The organism is Nocardia sp. NPDC004718, assembly GCF_053601535.1.
This window is the reverse complement of sequence record NZ_JBSGCA010000018.1, coordinates 68,101-84,533: the sequence shown is the minus strand read 5'-3', so window position 1 is coordinate 84,533 and position 16,433 is coordinate 68,101. Positions and strand designations below refer to the sequence as shown.

Annotated in this window: 14 protein-coding genes; 7 read left to right on the top strand and 7 right to left on the bottom strand. The window is 67.9% G+C overall.

Annotated features, from left to right (window positions below; genetic code table 11):
• The 4 genes from ACWEH3_RS16240 to ACWEH3_RS16225 are packed head-to-tail and all read left to right on the top strand — an operon-like array spanning position 1 to position 5,438.
• Positions 1–1,179 (top strand): nucleotide disphospho-sugar-binding domain-containing protein, encoded by a 1,179-nt coding sequence (locus ACWEH3_RS16240; protein ID WP_450017382.1) that lies wholly within the window; start codon positions 1–3, stop codon positions 1,177–1,179.
• 55 nt (positions 1,180–1,234) lie between these two features.
• The gene (locus ACWEH3_RS16235; protein ID WP_450017384.1) at positions 1,235–2,803 is read left to right on the top strand and encodes a glycosyltransferase family 87 protein; all 1,569 of its coding nucleotides are present in this window, start codon (positions 1,235–1,237) and stop codon (positions 2,801–2,803) included.
• Positions 2,800–4,077, top strand: coding sequence for a flavin-containing monooxygenase (locus ACWEH3_RS16230; RefSeq protein ID WP_450017386.1), 1,278 nt, complete (start codon positions 2,800–2,802; stop codon positions 4,075–4,077). The genes ACWEH3_RS16235 and ACWEH3_RS16230 overlap by 4 nt, the downstream gene beginning before the upstream one ends.
• An 11-nt stretch (positions 4,078–4,088) precedes the next feature.
• Complete coding sequence (locus ACWEH3_RS16225) at positions 4,089–5,438, top strand: cytochrome P450 (protein ID WP_450017388.1); 1,350 nt, start codon at positions 4,089–4,091, stop codon at positions 5,436–5,438.
• 90 nt (positions 5,439–5,528) lie between these two features.
• Here ACWEH3_RS16225 and ACWEH3_RS16220 read toward each other — a convergent pair whose 3' ends face one another.
• Both ACWEH3_RS16220 and ACWEH3_RS16215 read right to left on the bottom strand, forming a co-directional pair.
• Positions 5,529–6,452, bottom strand: a complete 924-nt coding sequence (locus ACWEH3_RS16220; RefSeq protein WP_450017390.1) for an NADP-dependent oxidoreductase — start codon at positions 6,450–6,452, stop codon at positions 5,529–5,531.
• Between the two features lie 67 nt (positions 6,453–6,519).
• The gene (locus ACWEH3_RS16215; RefSeq protein ID WP_450017392.1) at positions 6,520–7,254 is read right to left on the bottom strand and encodes an SDR family NAD(P)-dependent oxidoreductase; all 735 of its coding nucleotides are present in this window, start codon (positions 7,252–7,254) and stop codon (positions 6,520–6,522) included.
• Positions 7,255–7,302: 48 nt separating this feature from the next.
• Here ACWEH3_RS16215 and ACWEH3_RS16210 point away from each other — a divergent pair, with 48 nt between their 5' ends.
• Entirely contained in the window at positions 7,303–8,199 is an 897-nt protein-coding gene (locus ACWEH3_RS16210) for a LysR family transcriptional regulator (protein WP_450017394.1), read from the top strand.
• Positions 8,200–8,448: 249 nt separating this feature from the next.
• On the opposite strand, the gene ACWEH3_RS16205 is transcribed toward ACWEH3_RS16210, so the two are convergent.
• Positions 8,449–9,570, bottom strand: a complete 1,122-nt coding sequence (locus ACWEH3_RS16205) for an epoxide hydrolase family protein (protein WP_450017396.1) — start codon at positions 9,568–9,570, stop codon at positions 8,449–8,451.
• A gap of 104 nt (positions 9,571–9,674) precedes the next feature.
• Here ACWEH3_RS16205 and ACWEH3_RS16200 point away from each other — a divergent pair, with 104 nt between their 5' ends.
• Positions 9,675–10,676: a helix-turn-helix transcriptional regulator gene (locus ACWEH3_RS16200; RefSeq protein WP_450017398.1), complete on the top strand. Its 1,002-nt coding sequence runs from the start codon at positions 9,675–9,677 to the stop codon at positions 10,674–10,676.
• Positions 10,677–10,689: 13 nt separating this feature from the next.
• On the opposite strand, the gene ACWEH3_RS16195 is transcribed toward ACWEH3_RS16200, so the two are convergent.
• Positions 10,690–11,460 (bottom strand): AraC family transcriptional regulator, encoded by a 771-nt coding sequence (locus ACWEH3_RS16195; protein WP_450017400.1) that lies wholly within the window; start codon positions 11,458–11,460, stop codon positions 10,690–10,692.
• A gap of 54 nt (positions 11,461–11,514) precedes the next feature.
• Between ACWEH3_RS16195 and ACWEH3_RS16190 the strand changes: the two genes are divergently transcribed.
• Complete coding sequence (locus ACWEH3_RS16190; RefSeq protein ID WP_450017402.1) at positions 11,515–12,558, top strand: zinc-binding dehydrogenase; 1,044 nt, start codon at positions 11,515–11,517, stop codon at positions 12,556–12,558.
• Between the two features lie 13 nt (positions 12,559–12,571).
• On the opposite strand, the gene ACWEH3_RS16185 is transcribed toward ACWEH3_RS16190, so the two are convergent.
• From ACWEH3_RS16185 to ACWEH3_RS16175, 3 genes are all read right to left on the bottom strand, one after another.
• Entirely contained in the window at positions 12,572–14,026 is a 1,455-nt protein-coding gene (locus ACWEH3_RS16185; RefSeq protein WP_450017404.1) for a serine/threonine-protein kinase, read from the bottom strand.
• 319 nt (positions 14,027–14,345) lie between these two features.
• Positions 14,346–15,572 carry an MFS transporter gene (locus ACWEH3_RS16180; RefSeq protein WP_450017406.1) on the bottom strand — a complete coding sequence of 409 codons (1,227 nt, stop codon included), beginning with the start codon at positions 15,570–15,572 and terminating at the stop codon, positions 14,346–14,348.
• A gap of 5 nt (positions 15,573–15,577) precedes the next feature.
• Positions 15,578–16,378: an alpha/beta fold hydrolase gene (locus ACWEH3_RS16175; protein WP_450017408.1), complete on the bottom strand. Its 801-nt coding sequence runs from the start codon at positions 16,376–16,378 to the stop codon at positions 15,578–15,580.
• Positions 16,379–16,433 lie beyond the last annotated feature (55 nt).

Sequence of the window (16,433 nt, the reverse complement as noted above, 5' to 3'; positions counted from 1 at the left end):
ATGAAGTTTCTAGTCGTGCCGGTGCCCTCGTCGGGCCATCTGCTGGCGATGGTGCCGTTCTGCTGGGCGCTGCGCCAGGCAGGCCACGAAGTGCTGGTCGCCTCGCGCAACGACGTGACGGCGACGGCGCTGCGCTCGGGGCTCAACGCCGTCGAGGTGACCGCGCTGAACGTGCCGATGGACCGATTACGCACCCAGGTGAACCCGGGCATGTTCCCGCTGCCGCTGTTCGCCGACCGCGACCAGTCCAGCGGACAGGGCTTGTGGCAGATCGCCGCGCAGAATTGGCACAACCACGCCCGCCAATACCTCGAGACGTTCGCCGCGGTGGCCACCGACTGGGGCGCGGAGGTGATCCTCACCGACCCGCTGGCCACCATCGGCCGCGCGCTCGGCGCGCAACTGGAGCTGCCGGTGCTGGTGCACCGCTGGGGCATCGACCCCACCGGCGGTCCCTTCACCGACCGCACCGCCGCACTCGCCGAGGAGGCGGGCACTCGGTTGGCCGATCCGGTGGCCGTGCTCAATATCTGCCCGCCGCGGCTGCAAGCGCCCGACGCTCCGCCGAGCATCCGGCTGGGCTACGTCCCGTTCAACGGCACCGGCGTGCTGCCGCCGTGGCACCGCAACCAGCACGGCCGCAAACGGATCGCGGTCTGCATGGGCGGCAGCACGCTCGGCCTGACCGGTCCCCGGCCGCTGCAGTCCGTGCTCGCCGCGCTGGCCGCCGTCGACGACGCCGAGGTCGTCGTCGCGCTCTCGGCACCGGACCGGGCCACGGTCGGCGAACTGCCCGACCATGTCCGTGTCGTGGAAGAGGTTCCGCTGAACCTCTTCCTGTCCAGCTGCGATCTGCTCGTGCATCACGGCGGCTCGACCACCGGCCTCACCGCAGGCTGGTTCGGCCTGCCGCAACTGGTGCTGCCGCAGATGTTCGACCAGTTCGATTACGCCAGGGGCCTGGTGCGCAGCGGGGCCGGGCTGGCCGCCGAGACCGCTGCCGGGCAAGGCGACGTCGAGGCGCTCACCACCGCGATCCGCACGCTGCTGCGCGAGCCGCGTTTCCGCGCCGCCGCCGAACAGATCGGCGCCGACCTGCGCGCCGCGCCCGCACCGGGCGACGTGGTGTCCCAGGTTGTTCCGCTGCTGGCCGAGCACGCCGGAGCAGCGACCAGATAGACCGTCCGCGCGGCCCGAACCGGGCGGCGCGGGAACCGAAAGCCGTAGGTTGCAGATGATATCCAGGACATGGACCAGGTTCCGTGGTTCGCTCGACTACTACGCCGCGATGTACGCGGTGTTCGTGGTCGGCATTCTCGTCCCCGTCGTGATGATCGTGCTCGCGCTCACCGGCCTACCGGGCCCCGTGACCGCCGTGCTCGGCATCGTGTGCGCGGCGGTGCTGTTCGTGCTGTTCGTGCCGAGGGTGCCCGACGAGTGGCGGGAGGTGGTGCGCAGCAAACCGATCGTGGTGCGGGTGCTGTGGAGCCTGGTGATCGTGCTCGTCGTCGCGGTCCTGGCCCGGTTGACACAGTTCATCCTCGACGCCGACAACGTGGACGCCTCGCTGTCGGCCGACGACGACTTCCTGGTCAAGAAGACCCACCTGTCCGGCTACATCAGCGGCGCGCTCATGGCCGAACACGACCCGGCCGGTCTCTACGACCGTCACCGCTACGAGTCGCCCCACGCGGATTCGATCCTGCCCGCGGTGACACCGCAGGATCGCGACGCCTACCTCTACCCGCCGCCGTTCCTGCTGCTGCCGCGATTGCTGCTGCTGTTCAGCCACGACTTCGCCACGCTGCGGGCGCTGTACTACTCGCTGTACGTGGCGATCGTGCTGGTGGCCATGTTCGCCATCGCCCGCTGGGTCGGCGGCAGGCAGGGCGGGGTGCTGGCGGCGCTGACCCCGGTGGTGTGGATCAGCCTGCCGACGCTGGCGACGATGCAGATCGGCAACGTCCACGTGCTGGTGCTGTATGTCGGCGGTGCGGGCGCGATGGCGCTTTTCCATCTGCGGCGCAATATCTTCGGCGGCGCGGCGCTGGCGTTCGCGATCGCCGCCAAGGTGTCCCCGGCGATTCTGCTGGTCTATCTGCTGGTCCAGCGGCGCTGGCGGCCCGCGGCCTGGACGGCCGTGTTCGGCGGCCTGTATTCGCTGGCGACGTTGGCGATCTTCGGTTGGGAGCCGTGGCGGCAGTTCTTGTCCGACGGCACCTGGAAGCGGCTGGCCAGCGGGGAGTTCCACCAGTTCGTGCTGGTCGAACGCGCCAATCAGCTGGTCAACTATTCGCCGTTCGGGCTGCCCTACAAGGCGAACATCATGGGCTGGGACATCGGCGATCCGGTCGGTCCCGCTCGCGTGATCACCAACGTCTACACCTTGCTGCTGCTGATCCTGGTGGCGGTCACCGCGGTGCGCATCCACCGGCGGCTGTCGGCGGGGGCCGAAGGGCCGCGGGTGCGCGCCGAGCAGCTGGCCATCTGGCTGGCGGTGTTGACGCTGGCGTCGTTCCGCGCGCCGTTCGGGCCGTGGGTGTACATCGCGGTGGGCGCGGTGTGGATGCTGGCGGTGTACGCGGGGCTGATGCGCGGCGGCAAACGCACCGTCGCACTGCTGACGGTGGCCTGGCTGATCATCGCGGTCTACAACGAGAACGTCTACTTCACGCTGGTGGCGCAGACGATCATCTACGTGGCCTGCTTCTTCGTGGCCTGGCGGGCGAGCGCGGGCACCGAGCCGGAACCCACGCCGCCGCAGGAGGACTCCCCACAGACGGAACGGGTCGCCGCGGCATGAGCACCTATTGTGTGATCGGCGCGGGCGCGGCAGGTCTGGCGACCGCACGCGAATTCGCCGCGCACGGTTTGGATTTCGAGGTGCTCGAAGCGGCCGACGGTATCGGCGGGATCTGGGACGCCCGCCGCCCGGACTCGCCGGTCAGCCGCAACACTCACGTGATCGCTTCCAAAGGGGTGCAGGCGTTTTCGGGTTTTCCGATGCCCGAGGACTATCCCGACTATCCCGGGCACGAACTCGTGCTGCGCTACCTCAACGCCTACGCCGACGCTTTCGAGCTGTGGCCGCGGATCCGGTTCAACACCGCGGTGCAGCACGCCGAGCCCGGCGGTGACGGCTGGTCGGTGACGCTGGCCGACGGATCCGAGCGGCACTACGCGGGAGTCGTCATCGCCACCGGCCACGACCGCACCCCGCGCCGCATCGACATCCCCGGCTCGGGCACGGTGCCCGTGCTGCATTCGAGCGAGTACCGCGATCCCGAACAGGTGCTCGGCAAGCGGGTGCTGGTGATCGGGGCCGGGCAGTCGGCGGCCGACATCCTGTCCGACTGCGCGGTCAACGCCGCGCTGACCCTGCACAGCAGCAGGCGCGGGTTCTACTGCATGCCCAAGTACATGCTGGGCCGCCCGACCGACAGCATGCTGCAGGGCCGGATGTGGCGGCCGCTGCGCAAGCGGGCCTTCGAGCGGCTGTTCTCCTATCTGCGCGGCCGCTCCCGCTCGTTCGGGCTGCCGGTGCCCGATTTCGCCGAGGGCATCGTCATCCCGATGCTCGGCGACCAGTTGCACCACTACTACACGCACGGCGACATCACACCCAAACCCGACGTCACATCGATCGACGACGACCGGGTGACCTTCGCCGACGGCACCGAGGAGAAGGTCGATCTGGTGGTGCTGGCCACCGGTTTCGTGCCGAACTACCCCGTCGTCGACCGAACTCTGTTGAACTGGGCCGACGGCAGCCTGCGACCGGGTTTGTACCTCAACATCTTTCCGCCGCACACCCGCGACTTGTTCGTGATCGGGATGGTGCGGCCGATCGGCTCGCATTGGGACGTCTACGAGAAGCAGGCGGAGTTGGTCGCCGAATATCTGCGCGCCAAGGCGAACGACCCGGTGCGGGTCGAGCGTTTCGACCGCGCCACCCAGGGCCGCCAGCCCGACCTGTACGCCGGGCTGCGGCTCTATCACGCCGAGCAGTACCCGCTGGTGGTGGAGAAACAGGACTACGTGAACCAGCTGCGCAAGCACGCCAAGCTCTTGAAGTGAAAGGTCGGACCATGAAAGCACCCGGGCCCGGTCTGGTGGAAACCGGACGCATGCTGCCGAAACTGGCGAAGAACCCGCTGACGACGGTGGGCGCGTTGCTGGACGGCTACGGCGACGTCGTGCGGGTCAAGGCGGGCCCGATGCTGGTCTACCTCGTCGCGGATCCGGCGATGACCGAGTACGTCCTCAAGGACAACTACACCAACTATCGCAAGAGCCCGATCTACGACGAGTTCAGCATCCTGCTCGGCGACGGGCAGCTGACCACCAACAACCTGGAGTACTGGCGTAGACAGCGCAAACTCATCTCCCCGGCGTTCTCCCACTCGCACGTCAAGGGTTTCGCCGACGACATCACCGACAGCGCCGCGGCGATGCTCGACAGCTGGGACGCCGCGGCCGGAGAATTTCGCGACATCTACGACGACTACGTCAAGCTGCTGCTCGCGGTGACCGGCCGGATCCTGTTCAGCATCGACCTGTCCACCGACACCACACAGGTGACCGACGCGATGCGCGCGGCGTTCGCGCTCATCATGAAGCGGGTGAACGCGCCGGTGAAGCTACCGCAGTCGTTCCCGACGCCGGAGGCCCGCCGGGTCGCGCGCAAGGTCGGCGAACTCGACGACGTGGTGCGCCATCTCATCGACGAACGCCGCCGCGGCGGCGACACCAGCGACGTGCTCACCGCGCTGGTGCGCGCTCGCGACGAGGGCGGGCAGGGCATGCGGGAGGAGGACTTGCTCAACGAGATCAAGACCTTGCTGGTGGCCGGTCACGAGTCACCGGCCAACGCGCTGTCGTGGGCGTGCTACCTGCTGGCCACCCATCCCGAGATCCAAGAGCGACTGGCCGAGGAGGTGCGCTCCGTGATCGGCGACCGCACGCCCACCTTCGCCGATCTGGGACAGCTCAACTACTGCCGCATGGTGATCGAGGAGACGATGCGGCTGTATCCGCCCGCCTGGATCGTCGAACGCACGCCGATCGCCGATGACGAGATCGGCGGCTACCACGTGCCCGCGGGCGCGCGGGTCACGTTGTGCATGTACTACATCCACCGCGACAAACGTCTGTGGGACGACCCGGAGCAGTTCCGTCCCGAGCGTTTCGCCGACGCCGCAGTGGCCGAACGGCACAAGTTCGCGTTCTTCCCGTTCTCCGGCGGTCCGCGCATCTGCCTGGGCAAGGACATGTCGATGACGGAGATGGTGCTGATCCTGGCCATGACGGTGCAGCGTTTCCGCCTCGAACTCGACGACACCCACCCGGTGGTGCCGCTGGCTTCGGTGAACCTGCGCCCGGAGTTCGGCATCCGCATCCGCCCGGTCCGCCGCGTCCCCGAACCCGTCACGACCTGACCTCGCCCGCCGGCGCAGACGTGGCGATCGACGTCGCCGAGGGTTGCCGAAAGGCGTGCCGGACTCGGCGGCGTGCGATGAGTGAGCAGGTTAGGGCACGAGCACGATTTTGCCGTGGGTGTGTCTGCGTTCGAGTTCGGTGTAGGCCTGGCGGACCTGTGTCAACGGATAGACGTTCGCGATAGGAACTTCGAGGTGTCCGTCGGCGATCAGCTCGGCCAATTCGGCGAGCACCTCGGCGCCCGGCCTGCCGTTGGGCCCGGGTTCGGTCTTGACCCCATACTTCGCGGCTGCTGCGAAATCGATGAGGGTGTCGATCCGTTCGATTGCGACGCCGAGAGCGAGGGCCAGTTCGACGTACCCGCCGCCGTAGGTGTCGATGACGGCATGGACGCCGCCCGGTGCGGCGGCCTTGATCCGGTCCATGACGCCGTCACCGTATGCGACGGGGATCACGCCGTGGCTGTGCAGCCACTCGTGGTTGCCCTCGCTCGCCAGACCGATGACCGTGGCTCCGGCACGGCGCGCGAGCTGAACCGCGAACGAGCCGACTCCTCCGGCGGCTCCGGAGACGACGACGCTCTCGCCCTTCTCCAGCTGTACGGAATGCACTGCCCCCCAGGCAGTCACACCGGCAATGTATAGGCCGCCCGCCACCTCCCATGGGACGTTGCGCGGTTTGGGTGTGAGGTTGTCGACGTCGACGAGGGCCAGCTCGGCCTGGGCGGCCCGCTTCTCGGAGAATCCGATCACCTCGTCGCCGGGCGAGAATCGGTCGGCTCCGGCGCCGATCTCGACGACGACTCCGGCTAGATCGCTGCCCTGTCCGGAGGGAAAGGTCGAGGGAAAGATGTCCGTCATCGCACCGGTGCGTAATGCCGCCTCACCGGGGTTGATGCCTGCCGCTCTCACCTGCACGAGGACCTGCCCTTCCCCGGGCACCGGGCGATCGACCTCCTCGATCCGCAGGACGTCGACTCCGCCGAATTCGTCGTACCTGACTGCCTTTGTCATTGTTTTGCTTCTCCTCCGGCGCGCCAGGCGCAGCCGACTTCGGGAACGGTTCGCACGGGTGTGCCCGTCACCAGGGCACTGTTCCGGCGTCGTTGAGGAATTCGCCGGTCGGTCCGTCGTCGGGCAGGGTCGCGAGATGAATCGCGATGGCCGCCCCCTGTTGCGGTGTACGGTCGCCGCTGAAACCGGTGAAGTCGGTGGCGGTCAAACCGGGACAAGCTGCATTGATCAGGATGTTGGTATCACTCAGCTCCTTGACGTACTGGATGGTGACGGCGTTGAGGAAGGTCTTCGACGCCAAATAGGCAGCAGGCACTGGCCCCATGTCGATGCCGGGTGTGGTTTGCAGCGCGAGCGAGCCGACGCTGCTGGACATGTTGACGATTCGCGGTGAGGCCGAGGCGCGCAGCATGGGCAGCATCGCGTTGGTGACGCGGATGACCCCGATCACGTTGGTTTCCACGATAGCTCGCACGGTCGCGGGATCGACCGTGGTCGGTGTCTGCGGCATATCGCCGGTGACGCCGTTGATCGCGGCATTGTTCACCAGGACGTCGAGCCCTCCGGCATGGTCGGCGATCAATTCGGCCGCCGCGGCCACACTCGCGTCGTCGGTCACGTCGAGCGGCACACCGAACGCATCGGTCCCGGCCGCGCGTAGCTTCTCCACCGCGGTGTCGCGGCGTTGCCGATCCCGCGCGCCCACACCGATTCGCCAGCCGAGGGCGCCCAGGCCCGCCGCGATCTCGTATCCGATTCCTTTGTTCGCGCCGGTCACCAGCGCGATCGTCTGTTCACTCACACCGCCGATCCTGCTGCGGTTCCGGGTGCGGCGTCCAAGACCGGTCGGGTGGGCGTCGATACCGCACGGGTATCGGTCGTGGTGAGCGCCGGATACGATGACGTGGTGGAGACGCGGGAGTTGCGGTACTTCGTTGCCGTCGCCGAAGAGTTGCACTTCGGGCGGGCGGCACAACGGCTCTCCATGGCGCAACCACCACTCTCGCGAGCCATCCAGCAGCTCGAACGGCGGCTCGGAGTCGTCCTGCTGCACCGCACCGCTCGCGCCATCGCCTTGACCGAGGCCGGGGCGGTGCTGCTGCGCGAGGCCCGGACCGCGCTCGACGCGGTCGAAGCCGCCGAGCGCCGCACCCGCCGCGCCGCGGCCGACCAGCCGGGTCTGGTGCTGGTCACCAAGGCCGGCGCGGCCAGGGAACTGTTGTCGAAGCTGCTGGACGCCTACGCTGCCGAACCGGGCGCCGTGGCCGTCGAGGTGATGCTGTGCGGGCCCGGCGAACCGGAAAGCCTGCTGCGCAACGGGCGTGCCGACGTTGCTCTGCTCCACCGGCCCTACGACACGACAGCCGGATTCGACACCGAGGATCTGCATACTGAACAGCAGGTCGTGGTCCTGCCTGCGGGTCATCCCCTCGCCGACCGGGCGCATGTGTCGTTTGCCGAGCTCAACGCCCAGACGGATCTGCCTCTGCCGCGCTGGCCGCGACGGGATGGAAGTTATCCGGACGGCCCCGGCCCGCAGGTGCGCGACCATACCCAACTGCTCCAACTGATCGCGCTCGGACTGGCCTGCGCGGTCGTGCCCGAGTCGCTGCGAACTCAGCTACGCGACGATCATGCCGTGGTGCCGGTGCCGGACGCACCAGTGGTCACGACCGTCATCGCCTGGCCGCCACACAGCAGATCCAAAGCCGTTGCCGACCTCGTCCACACTGCGACACGCCTCTGATCGGCACTGTTCGCCGACTGCACGGCTGCACCGAGCATCACCACTCCACGGGACGCTACCGGCTGACCGGGCGGCGATGGCTCGCAAGGTTCTGCACCGCCGAGATATCAGAACAGCGTGTGCGCATTCGGAGCGGCCGATAGCCGGTCGGCCCGAGCTGCGCCAACTCGGCGGCCCTAAGGTACCGGCGAAGCTGGCGTGGCCCGGTTGAGGGCCCGCGAGCTCGGGGTCTGGCCATCGGGTTCGGGCTTATCGCAGATGTTCGAAGAATATTCGCAGATCGGCTGCCAGTTGAGCCGGCGCCTCCATGGCCGGGAAGTGCAGGCCGTGCTCGAATTCGGTCCAGTGCGCCTCCGGCGGCGCCGGGACTACCTTGCGCACGGTCTCGTCCGCACTGAACACCGCGAAGCCCTGCGGTACCGCGGGCGCTCCCCAATCCGAGGAGTGCGCTTGGTCATAGAGGGTGTGCGCCGCGGTGATGCCCGCTCCGGTGAACCAGTAAAGGCTGACGGTAGTGAGCAATTGGTCGCGATCGATCGGCAAGTCGGTCCATTCCTCGAACTTCTCGGCGATCCACGCCAGCTGCAGTAGCGGCGAATCGACGAGACCGTAACCGATGGTCTGCGGTCGGCTCTGCTGGATCGACAAGTATCCGGAACCCTCCTTGCGGAAGGCGTCCATGCGCTCGAGGATCAGCTTGTCGACCGGGTCGTCGGCATCGAGGCGCTCGGCCATTCCGGGAATGAACGTCGCCACATTGGCGGCGGTCAGCGGATCGGTCACGACGTGGACGCCGATGACATGCTCGCTGTCGCGGGCGCCGACCAGGCCGGATATGCCGGCGCCGACGTCGCCGCCGTGAACCCCGTAGCGCTGGTAGCCCAGCCTGCGCATCAGCTCGATCCACGCGTTCGCGGTGCGGCCCATCGCCCAGCAGGTCGCGCTGGGCGGAGTGGAGAAGGCATAGCCGGGCAGCGACGGCGCGACCACATGGAACGCAGGCCCCTCGGCCGGGTTGACCAAAGGCTCGATGAGGTGGAGGAATTCGGCGACCGAGCTGGGATAGCCGTGGGTGATCAGCAGTGGCGTCGCGTCCGCTCGGCCGGAGCGGACGTGCAGGAAATGAATGCGCTGGCCGTCGATCTCGGTCGTGAACTGCGGATAGGAATTGAGCGCGGCTTCCTGCGCACGCCAGTCGTAGCCCGTGCGCCAATACTCCGCCAGCTCCTTCAGGTAGAGCTGCGGTATGCCGCGGTTCCAGCCGACATCGGGCAACTCGGCCGGCCAGCGGGCCTCGGCGAGCCGATGGTGCAGGTAATCGAGATCGGACTGCGCGATGTGGATGCGAAAGGGCTGGATTGCGTCACTCATTGGGGTTCTCTCTGTCGGCTCGGGCGAGCGTTTCGCGCCGGTGAAACATAAGGTAGTTGCCATTGCGGAAAGGTCGGTTCCTCAATTCGGGAGAAGATGGACAAATGATCGAAACCTCGGCACGACTGCTTCGTCTGCTTTCCCTGCTGCAAGCGCACCGCGACTGGACCGGACCCGAGTTGGCCGCTCGGCTGGAGGTCACCGTGCGCACCGTCCGCAACGACGTCGACCGCCTGCGACGACTCGGCTATCCAGTCGAGGCTCGGCCGGGTGTCGACGGTGGATACCGGCTGGGTGTCGGAGGTGCGCTGCCGCCGCTGCTGCTCGATGACGACGAAGCGGTCGCGATCGCGATCGGGCTGCGCAGCGCCGCAGCCGGTTCCATCGCGGACATCGAGGAGACCTCGTTGCGTGCACTGACGAAACTGCGACAGATTTTGCCGTCGCGGCTGCGCCGTCGCGTCGACGCCTTCGGGTCGCACACCCTCGCGCTTCCCCCGCGCGGCCCGCTCGTCGATCCGGATGTGCTGACCGTGACCGCCGACGCCTGCCGCGACCATGAACGACTGCGGTTCGACTACCAGACGCATTCGGGGGCCGCCGGTCGGCGTTCGGTGGAGCCGTATCGGCTGATCAACGATCGACAACGCTGGTACCTGATGGCCTGGGACCTCGACCGCGCCGATTGGCGGACCTTTCGCGTCGACAGGATGCAGCCTCGCACACCGACCGGCCCCCGCTTCACGCCGCGGCCGCTGCCGCCCGACCGTGAGATCACCGCACGAGTCGCCCGCGGAATCGGCGAGTCGACGTGGCGTTTCCGCGCCAGGGTGATCGTGCACGCGCCTGCGGATCACGTGCGCAGCCGACTCCCGATTCCCGTCGACGTCGAGCCGTTGAGCGAGGACCGGTGCGCGTTCGAACCCGGCTCCGACCATCCGGAAATGCTGGCGCTCTACCTCGGGCTGCTCGGCGCCGACTTCGAGATCGTGGATTCACCCGAACTGGTGCGGGCTCTGCGGACGATCAGCGAGCGCTACCAGCGCGCGCTCGCCCCGTCGTCGGGTCGACGTCGTCGGTCGCCACCGACGGGCGGAGCCTTGTGATGTGGTGCCGAGGTCATGGAGTGGTGCGGTAGCGGCCCGGGGTGGTGCCGACGAGGTCGGTGAAAGCGGCGATGAAGCTGCTGGGGTTCGCCCAGCCGCAGGCGTGGGCGACGCGGGTGGTGTCGTGGCCGTCGGCGAGCAGGACGAGTGCGTGGTAGACGCGCAGCTGGGTGCGCCACTCGTAGAAGGTCATGCCGAGTTCGTTGTGGAACAGTCTGCTGAGGCTGCGGGCGCTGGCTCCGATCGTGCGCCCGAGTTCGGCCAGTGACGTGTTGTCCGCCGGGTTCTCGGAGAGGATCCGCGCGATGGCCTGCAACCGGTCGTCATGGGGTTTCGGCAGCACGAGTGGCTGTTCGTGTGCTTCCTGTAGTTCATCGACGAGGACGCGGCGAAGGCGAGCACGTGCGGCGCGGTCGTGGTCGCGTGGGCTCGTGAGGGTGAGCAGGATTTCGCGGGCGAGGGCGGAGGCCAGGAACACGGCGGGACGGTCCGGCACGAGCCGCGCCTGGGATGGGGGTAGGAAGACGATCCGCATGTCGGTGTCGCCGTGTGCCCGATGGTAGTGCGTGAACTCGGCAGGGGTCCAGGCGATTCGATTGGCCGGAACGATGGATGTGCCCCGTTCGGTGTGCACGGACAGGACGCCGCGAGCCGCGTAGACCAGGTGTCCACGCGGATGGGAGTGCACCGAACTCGTTCCCCCCGACGGCCACAGGTGCACCCCTCCGGACGGCCACAGCTGGGATGTCGGGCCGAGCTGGGGAAGTTGGCGGCCAACGGGCATGAGTTGGCATTCTATCGGTAGACGGCCACAAGGTCGCCTGGCGACAGTGGACGCATGCGTAATGACCTCCATTCAGACAGCACCGCCGCCCTGATGCGGTGTGAGACGACGGGTACGACGATGCGAGCCGCGGTCTGTGTCCGGGCGGGTGGCCCGGAGGTACTGGAGATCCGTGAACTGCCGGTGCCTGCGGTTCGGGAGGGCTGGAGCCTGGTGCGGGTGAAGGGCGTGGGCTTGAACCGCTCGGAGCTGCGAACCCGTCAGGGACATTCCCCGAACGTGCAGTTCCCGCGTGTGCTCGGGATCGAATGTGTGGGAATCGTGGCAGCCTCGACCGATCCCGTGTTGCCGGTCGGCGCGACCGTCGCGGCGGTGATGGGGGAGATGGGCCGGGAGTTCGACGGCGGCTACGCGGAGTACGCGTTGTTGCCGAACTCGCTGCTGATGCCGGTCACCACCACGTTGCCCTGGGAGATCCTGGCCGCGCTGCCCGAGACCTATTTGACCGCGCACGGCTCGCTCGACGCGTTGGGGGTGGTGCCGAACGGCGAGGGGCGGTTGCTGATTCGCGGCGGCACCTCGTCGGTGGGTATGGCGGCCGCGTCGATCGCGTCCGGCCACGGTATCGAGGTCACGGCCACCACCCGGCGGCACGACAAGATCGACGCGTTGGCCGCGGCCGGTGCCGACCACGTGCTCGTCGACGACGGTGGGTCGCTGGCGGCGGGTGTGCACGCGGTCTGGCCGGAGGGGCCGGACTATGTGCTGGATCTCGTCGGAGCGCGCACGGCGGTGGACTCCCTGCGCCTGGTCCGCCGGGGTGGGGCGGTGTGCGTGGCGGGCTCGCTCAGTGGCTGGCTCATCCACGACTTCGAGCCGATAGCGATGATCCCGTCCGGAACCAAGCTCACTGCCTTCCACAGCGACAACATGAAGGGCAGCGCGGGCGCGACCGTGCTGCAGCGGGTCGTCGACGAGGTCGAGGCAGGCGTCTACCGACCCAACGTCGACCGTGTCTTCGGCCTGGACGACATCGTGGCAGCCCACCGGTACATGGAGGACAATCGGGCCACCGGAAAGATCGTGGTGGTGCCCTGAGCGCTCTGCGGGCTCATGGCCGGTTCCTGGGACGCTTGTCAGCGAGCCAGCGCCTGGTCGCGGGGGACAGGGTGCACAGCAGCCCCGTACAGGAGAAAAACAGGAGCGTGCCGACGAAAACCAGGTCGCGGGTACGGCTGTCGCCACCCAGACTGGCTCCGGCTCCGACCAAGCCGACCAGCGTGAGGATCCCGGTACCCAGCGCCACGGCGATGCGGCCCGCTCGCTTGCGCCGGAACAGTGCGATCGAGCCGCCGAGCAGCACCAGTGCCATCGTGGTGGAGATCGCCATGGGGGCGAGAAGTTCGAGGGCAACCTCACGCCGCGTCTGGCGGTGACCGTATTCGATGTGCGGGGTCATCAGCTCCATCACCCCGTTGGCGATGATCAGACAGAAGACCAGCCCGAAGCCGAACGCGACGACGGCGCCGATCCTGGGGACGACGCCGGATGGCCGGACCGGATCGTGGAGGGGCGTGAGCGGTTGCAGCGGCGGGAGCTGCTCGGCGGGCCACCGGGGCTCCGAAGGCTGGTTCAGCAGGGTCGGGGCCGAACGTGGCCACAGGTCGACCGCCGTGGCCGGGTGGCCGGAACGCCTGTCGACGAAAGTCCGCGCGGGCGCTGCGGCGGGAGCGTCGCCGCGCAGGGCCGCCGCCGCGGCCACCGCGAAGTCGCCGCAGCTGGCGAAGCGTTCGTCCCGGTGCTTGGCCAGCGCGCGAGCGATCACCTCGTCGAGTCGCGGTGGCAGGTCGGGACGGAAATCGCTGATGCGCGGCACCGGCTTGGCGATGTGTCCGGCGACGATTTGACCGGGATTGGTCGAGGGGAACGGTGGCTGCCCCGCCAGCATCGTGTAGAGGGTGCAGCCGAGGGAGTATTGATCGGCGCGGTGATCGACCGGCTCACCGGACAGTTGCTCCGGCGAGGCGTAGGCGAGGGTGGCGGTGAACGTTCCGGTGGCGGTCAGTTTGGTGTCCGCGTCGAGTATTCGCGCGATACCGAAATCGGTGAGCAGCGCGCGGGTTTCACGACCGGCTTCCGGCTCGGCGATCAGGATGTTGGCCGGTTTGATGTCGCGATGCAGCACACCTCGGCTGTGGGCGTAGTCCAGCGCCTTCGCCGTATCGCCGACGATCTGCAGGACCTGTTCGGGGCGGGTGTTGCGTGGATCGAGCCGCGCAGCGTCGGTGCCACGGACGTACTGCATGGAAATCCACAGGTGCCCGTCCTCGGTGCCACGATCGTAGACGCCGACGATGCCCGGATGCTCCAGGCGCGCAACCACATTGGCTTCCTGTTCGAACCGCCTGCGCAGCTCCTCGTCCTCGGACACCGCGCGATTGAGCAGCTTGAGCGCCACCAGCCGCGGCAGACGCGGGTGCCGGGCCAGATAGACGGTGCCCATACCGCCCTGTCCGAGCACGCCTTCGATCACGTAGCCGGCGAATGACTCGTGCTGCCTCAACACCGATGGCCCCCTTCTAGACCCCAGCCCACCCGGACCGCAGGCAGCATCACCCTCGCTTCCGAACCGGAGAACCAGCAGCGCTCACGCTGCGATCGACAAGGCGGTGCCGGACGTCGCGGTGGGTGTTTGCACGCGGGAGCAGGCGGCGCAGCTCGCACCGCGGATCAGCCATCCCCGCCGAAGTGTGTCGGCTGTCGCGAACCAGGCCTGCCACGGCGGATCCGAGGAAGGGATCCACCAGCGGGTTGCGGTGGTCGGCACCGGGGGAGGACAGCCACCGGACATGGCTCGATGTCGTCGATCGCACAGATCGTGTTGTTCAGCAGCGGTTTCCGCTGGCTTGTTTGCCGCCCCGGCTGGGCGCGTGATCCGTGAGGGAAGGCTGTCGATGTCCGAAAACAGCTGGTGTAGTGATGATCAGGATAGTTCCGGCGGCCAGCGCGATGCCGGACCACAAGGGCAGAGATGCGGCCCGGGTGTGGCTCAGCAGAGCGGCTCCGAGCGCGGAGCCACCGGTTATGCCGAGTTGGTAGGACACGACGTAGGCGGCGGACGGGACGTCCGGGGCGTCCGGAGCTGCGCGGAGGACAGCGTGTTGCAGGATTACCGGCAAGGCCGCCGCGGCGGCGCCCCACAGCATGACGAGGACGAAGACGACCCAGCCGAGGTGCGCGATGCCGAGCGCCGTCACCGCGCAGGTCAGCGTCGTGGCCACGATGAGAGCGGTGCGACGCGGATGGGTATCGAGTGCGCGTCCGACGAGAGTTACACCGAATAAGCCCGCGATGCCGTATCCGGCCAGAACGATTACCAGCAGCGATCCGCTCAACCCGGCCGGTGCGATCAGTAGGGTCAGGTAGGTGTAGCTCACATAGTGGCCGACGACCAGTGCGGTCGTGACGAGGCAGACTATGACAACTGCTCCGAGACCGAAGGTGTCGCGGCTGCGTATCTCGCGCGGTGGTGGGGGTGTTGCGGGTAACGCGGCTCGTAGCAGGATCGCGGTGGCGCCGGCCGCACCGGCGAGCGTGAGTGAGGCTGCGCGCCAACCCAGTTCGTGTGCCAGGCCGGTGGCGATCGGCGCACCGGCGATCAGGCCCAGTGACGAGCCCGCGAAGACCGTCGCGGTCGCCCGGCCGCGCATTCCGTCCGGTGCGTACTGTGCCGCTACCACGGGGATCTGTGACCACACCAGGCCGTGTGCGATCGCCGCCACGCCGCGTGCCAGTGCCGCGACCGTGAAGTTCGGAGCCAGAGCGAATGTCACCTGCGAGAGGGCCAGCAGCGCAAGGGAGGCGGTGAGGGCGCGACGCCGGTCCAGCCGCCGACAAGCCCACACCGCCGGCAGCGTCGCCGCCCCGGCCGCGATCGCGTAGACCGTGAGCAGGAGCCCAGCCGTGGCGGGGGCCACATGCAATCCCATGGCGAGATCGTTCAATGCGCCGATCGGAAATAGCTCGGCGGTCAGGTACACGAACAGTGCCAGGCCCAGCACCGCCAATCGTCCGTACAGTGCACCGGCCGTGGTCGTTCGCGCTGCGGCCATTCGCGTCATCGCGGCAGGCGGTCCAGGAAGGAGGACACTTCCGCAACCCACGGCCCAGCCTCGGCAGGCGTGAATATATGCCCGGCCGAGGGGTATTCGATCAGTTCGGCACCGGCGATGCCAGAAGCCAACTGGCGAACGGTATCCGGCAACACGACCCGGTCCTCGCCACTCACGACGACGAGGGTGGGCACGTCGACGGCGGCGAGCAGCGGCCGAATGTCGGTGCGGGTCACCAGCTCTACATGATCGGCGCCGCCGAGGGGGTAGCCGGCGCGGATCTGCCCGACCGCTACCGCGTGCTCGTCCTCGGACACATTTGTGAGCGTTCCAGGTGAGTTGGCGTAGAAGAGCAACTCCGCCAAGACGTCGAAGTCGCCGCGCTCGGCCAGATGCCGCCACACACGGGCCAGTGCACGTGCCTGCGCGTCCGGATACACCAGCCCGACGGTCAGTACCAGTGCGCTGACGTGCTCGGGATGCCGGGTGGCTGCGGTCACGGCGACAGCAGAACCCAGCGAGAGCCCGACGATCGGAAATCGTTCTGCACCGGCCTCCAAGGCGGTCGCGACCACGGTGTCGGCGAGTTCATCGATCGACAGCGGCGCGGTCGCCTTCGGTGTTTTGCCGGCGCCGGGATAGTAGGGTCCGACGAATCGCCGATCGGCAATGGTGTCGATGAGTGGTGCGAAGTTCTCGCGGACTCCACCACCGGCGCCGTGGGCGAGAGCGACCACCGGACCGGCACCGCTGTCGACGACGTCTACCTGGTCCAACAACTGCCGACGCTGCGTATCGGAAATCATGCCGCGAACCTAAGCGTTGACGTTGGCGTGAAGGTCAAGACGAAATCCGGACCAC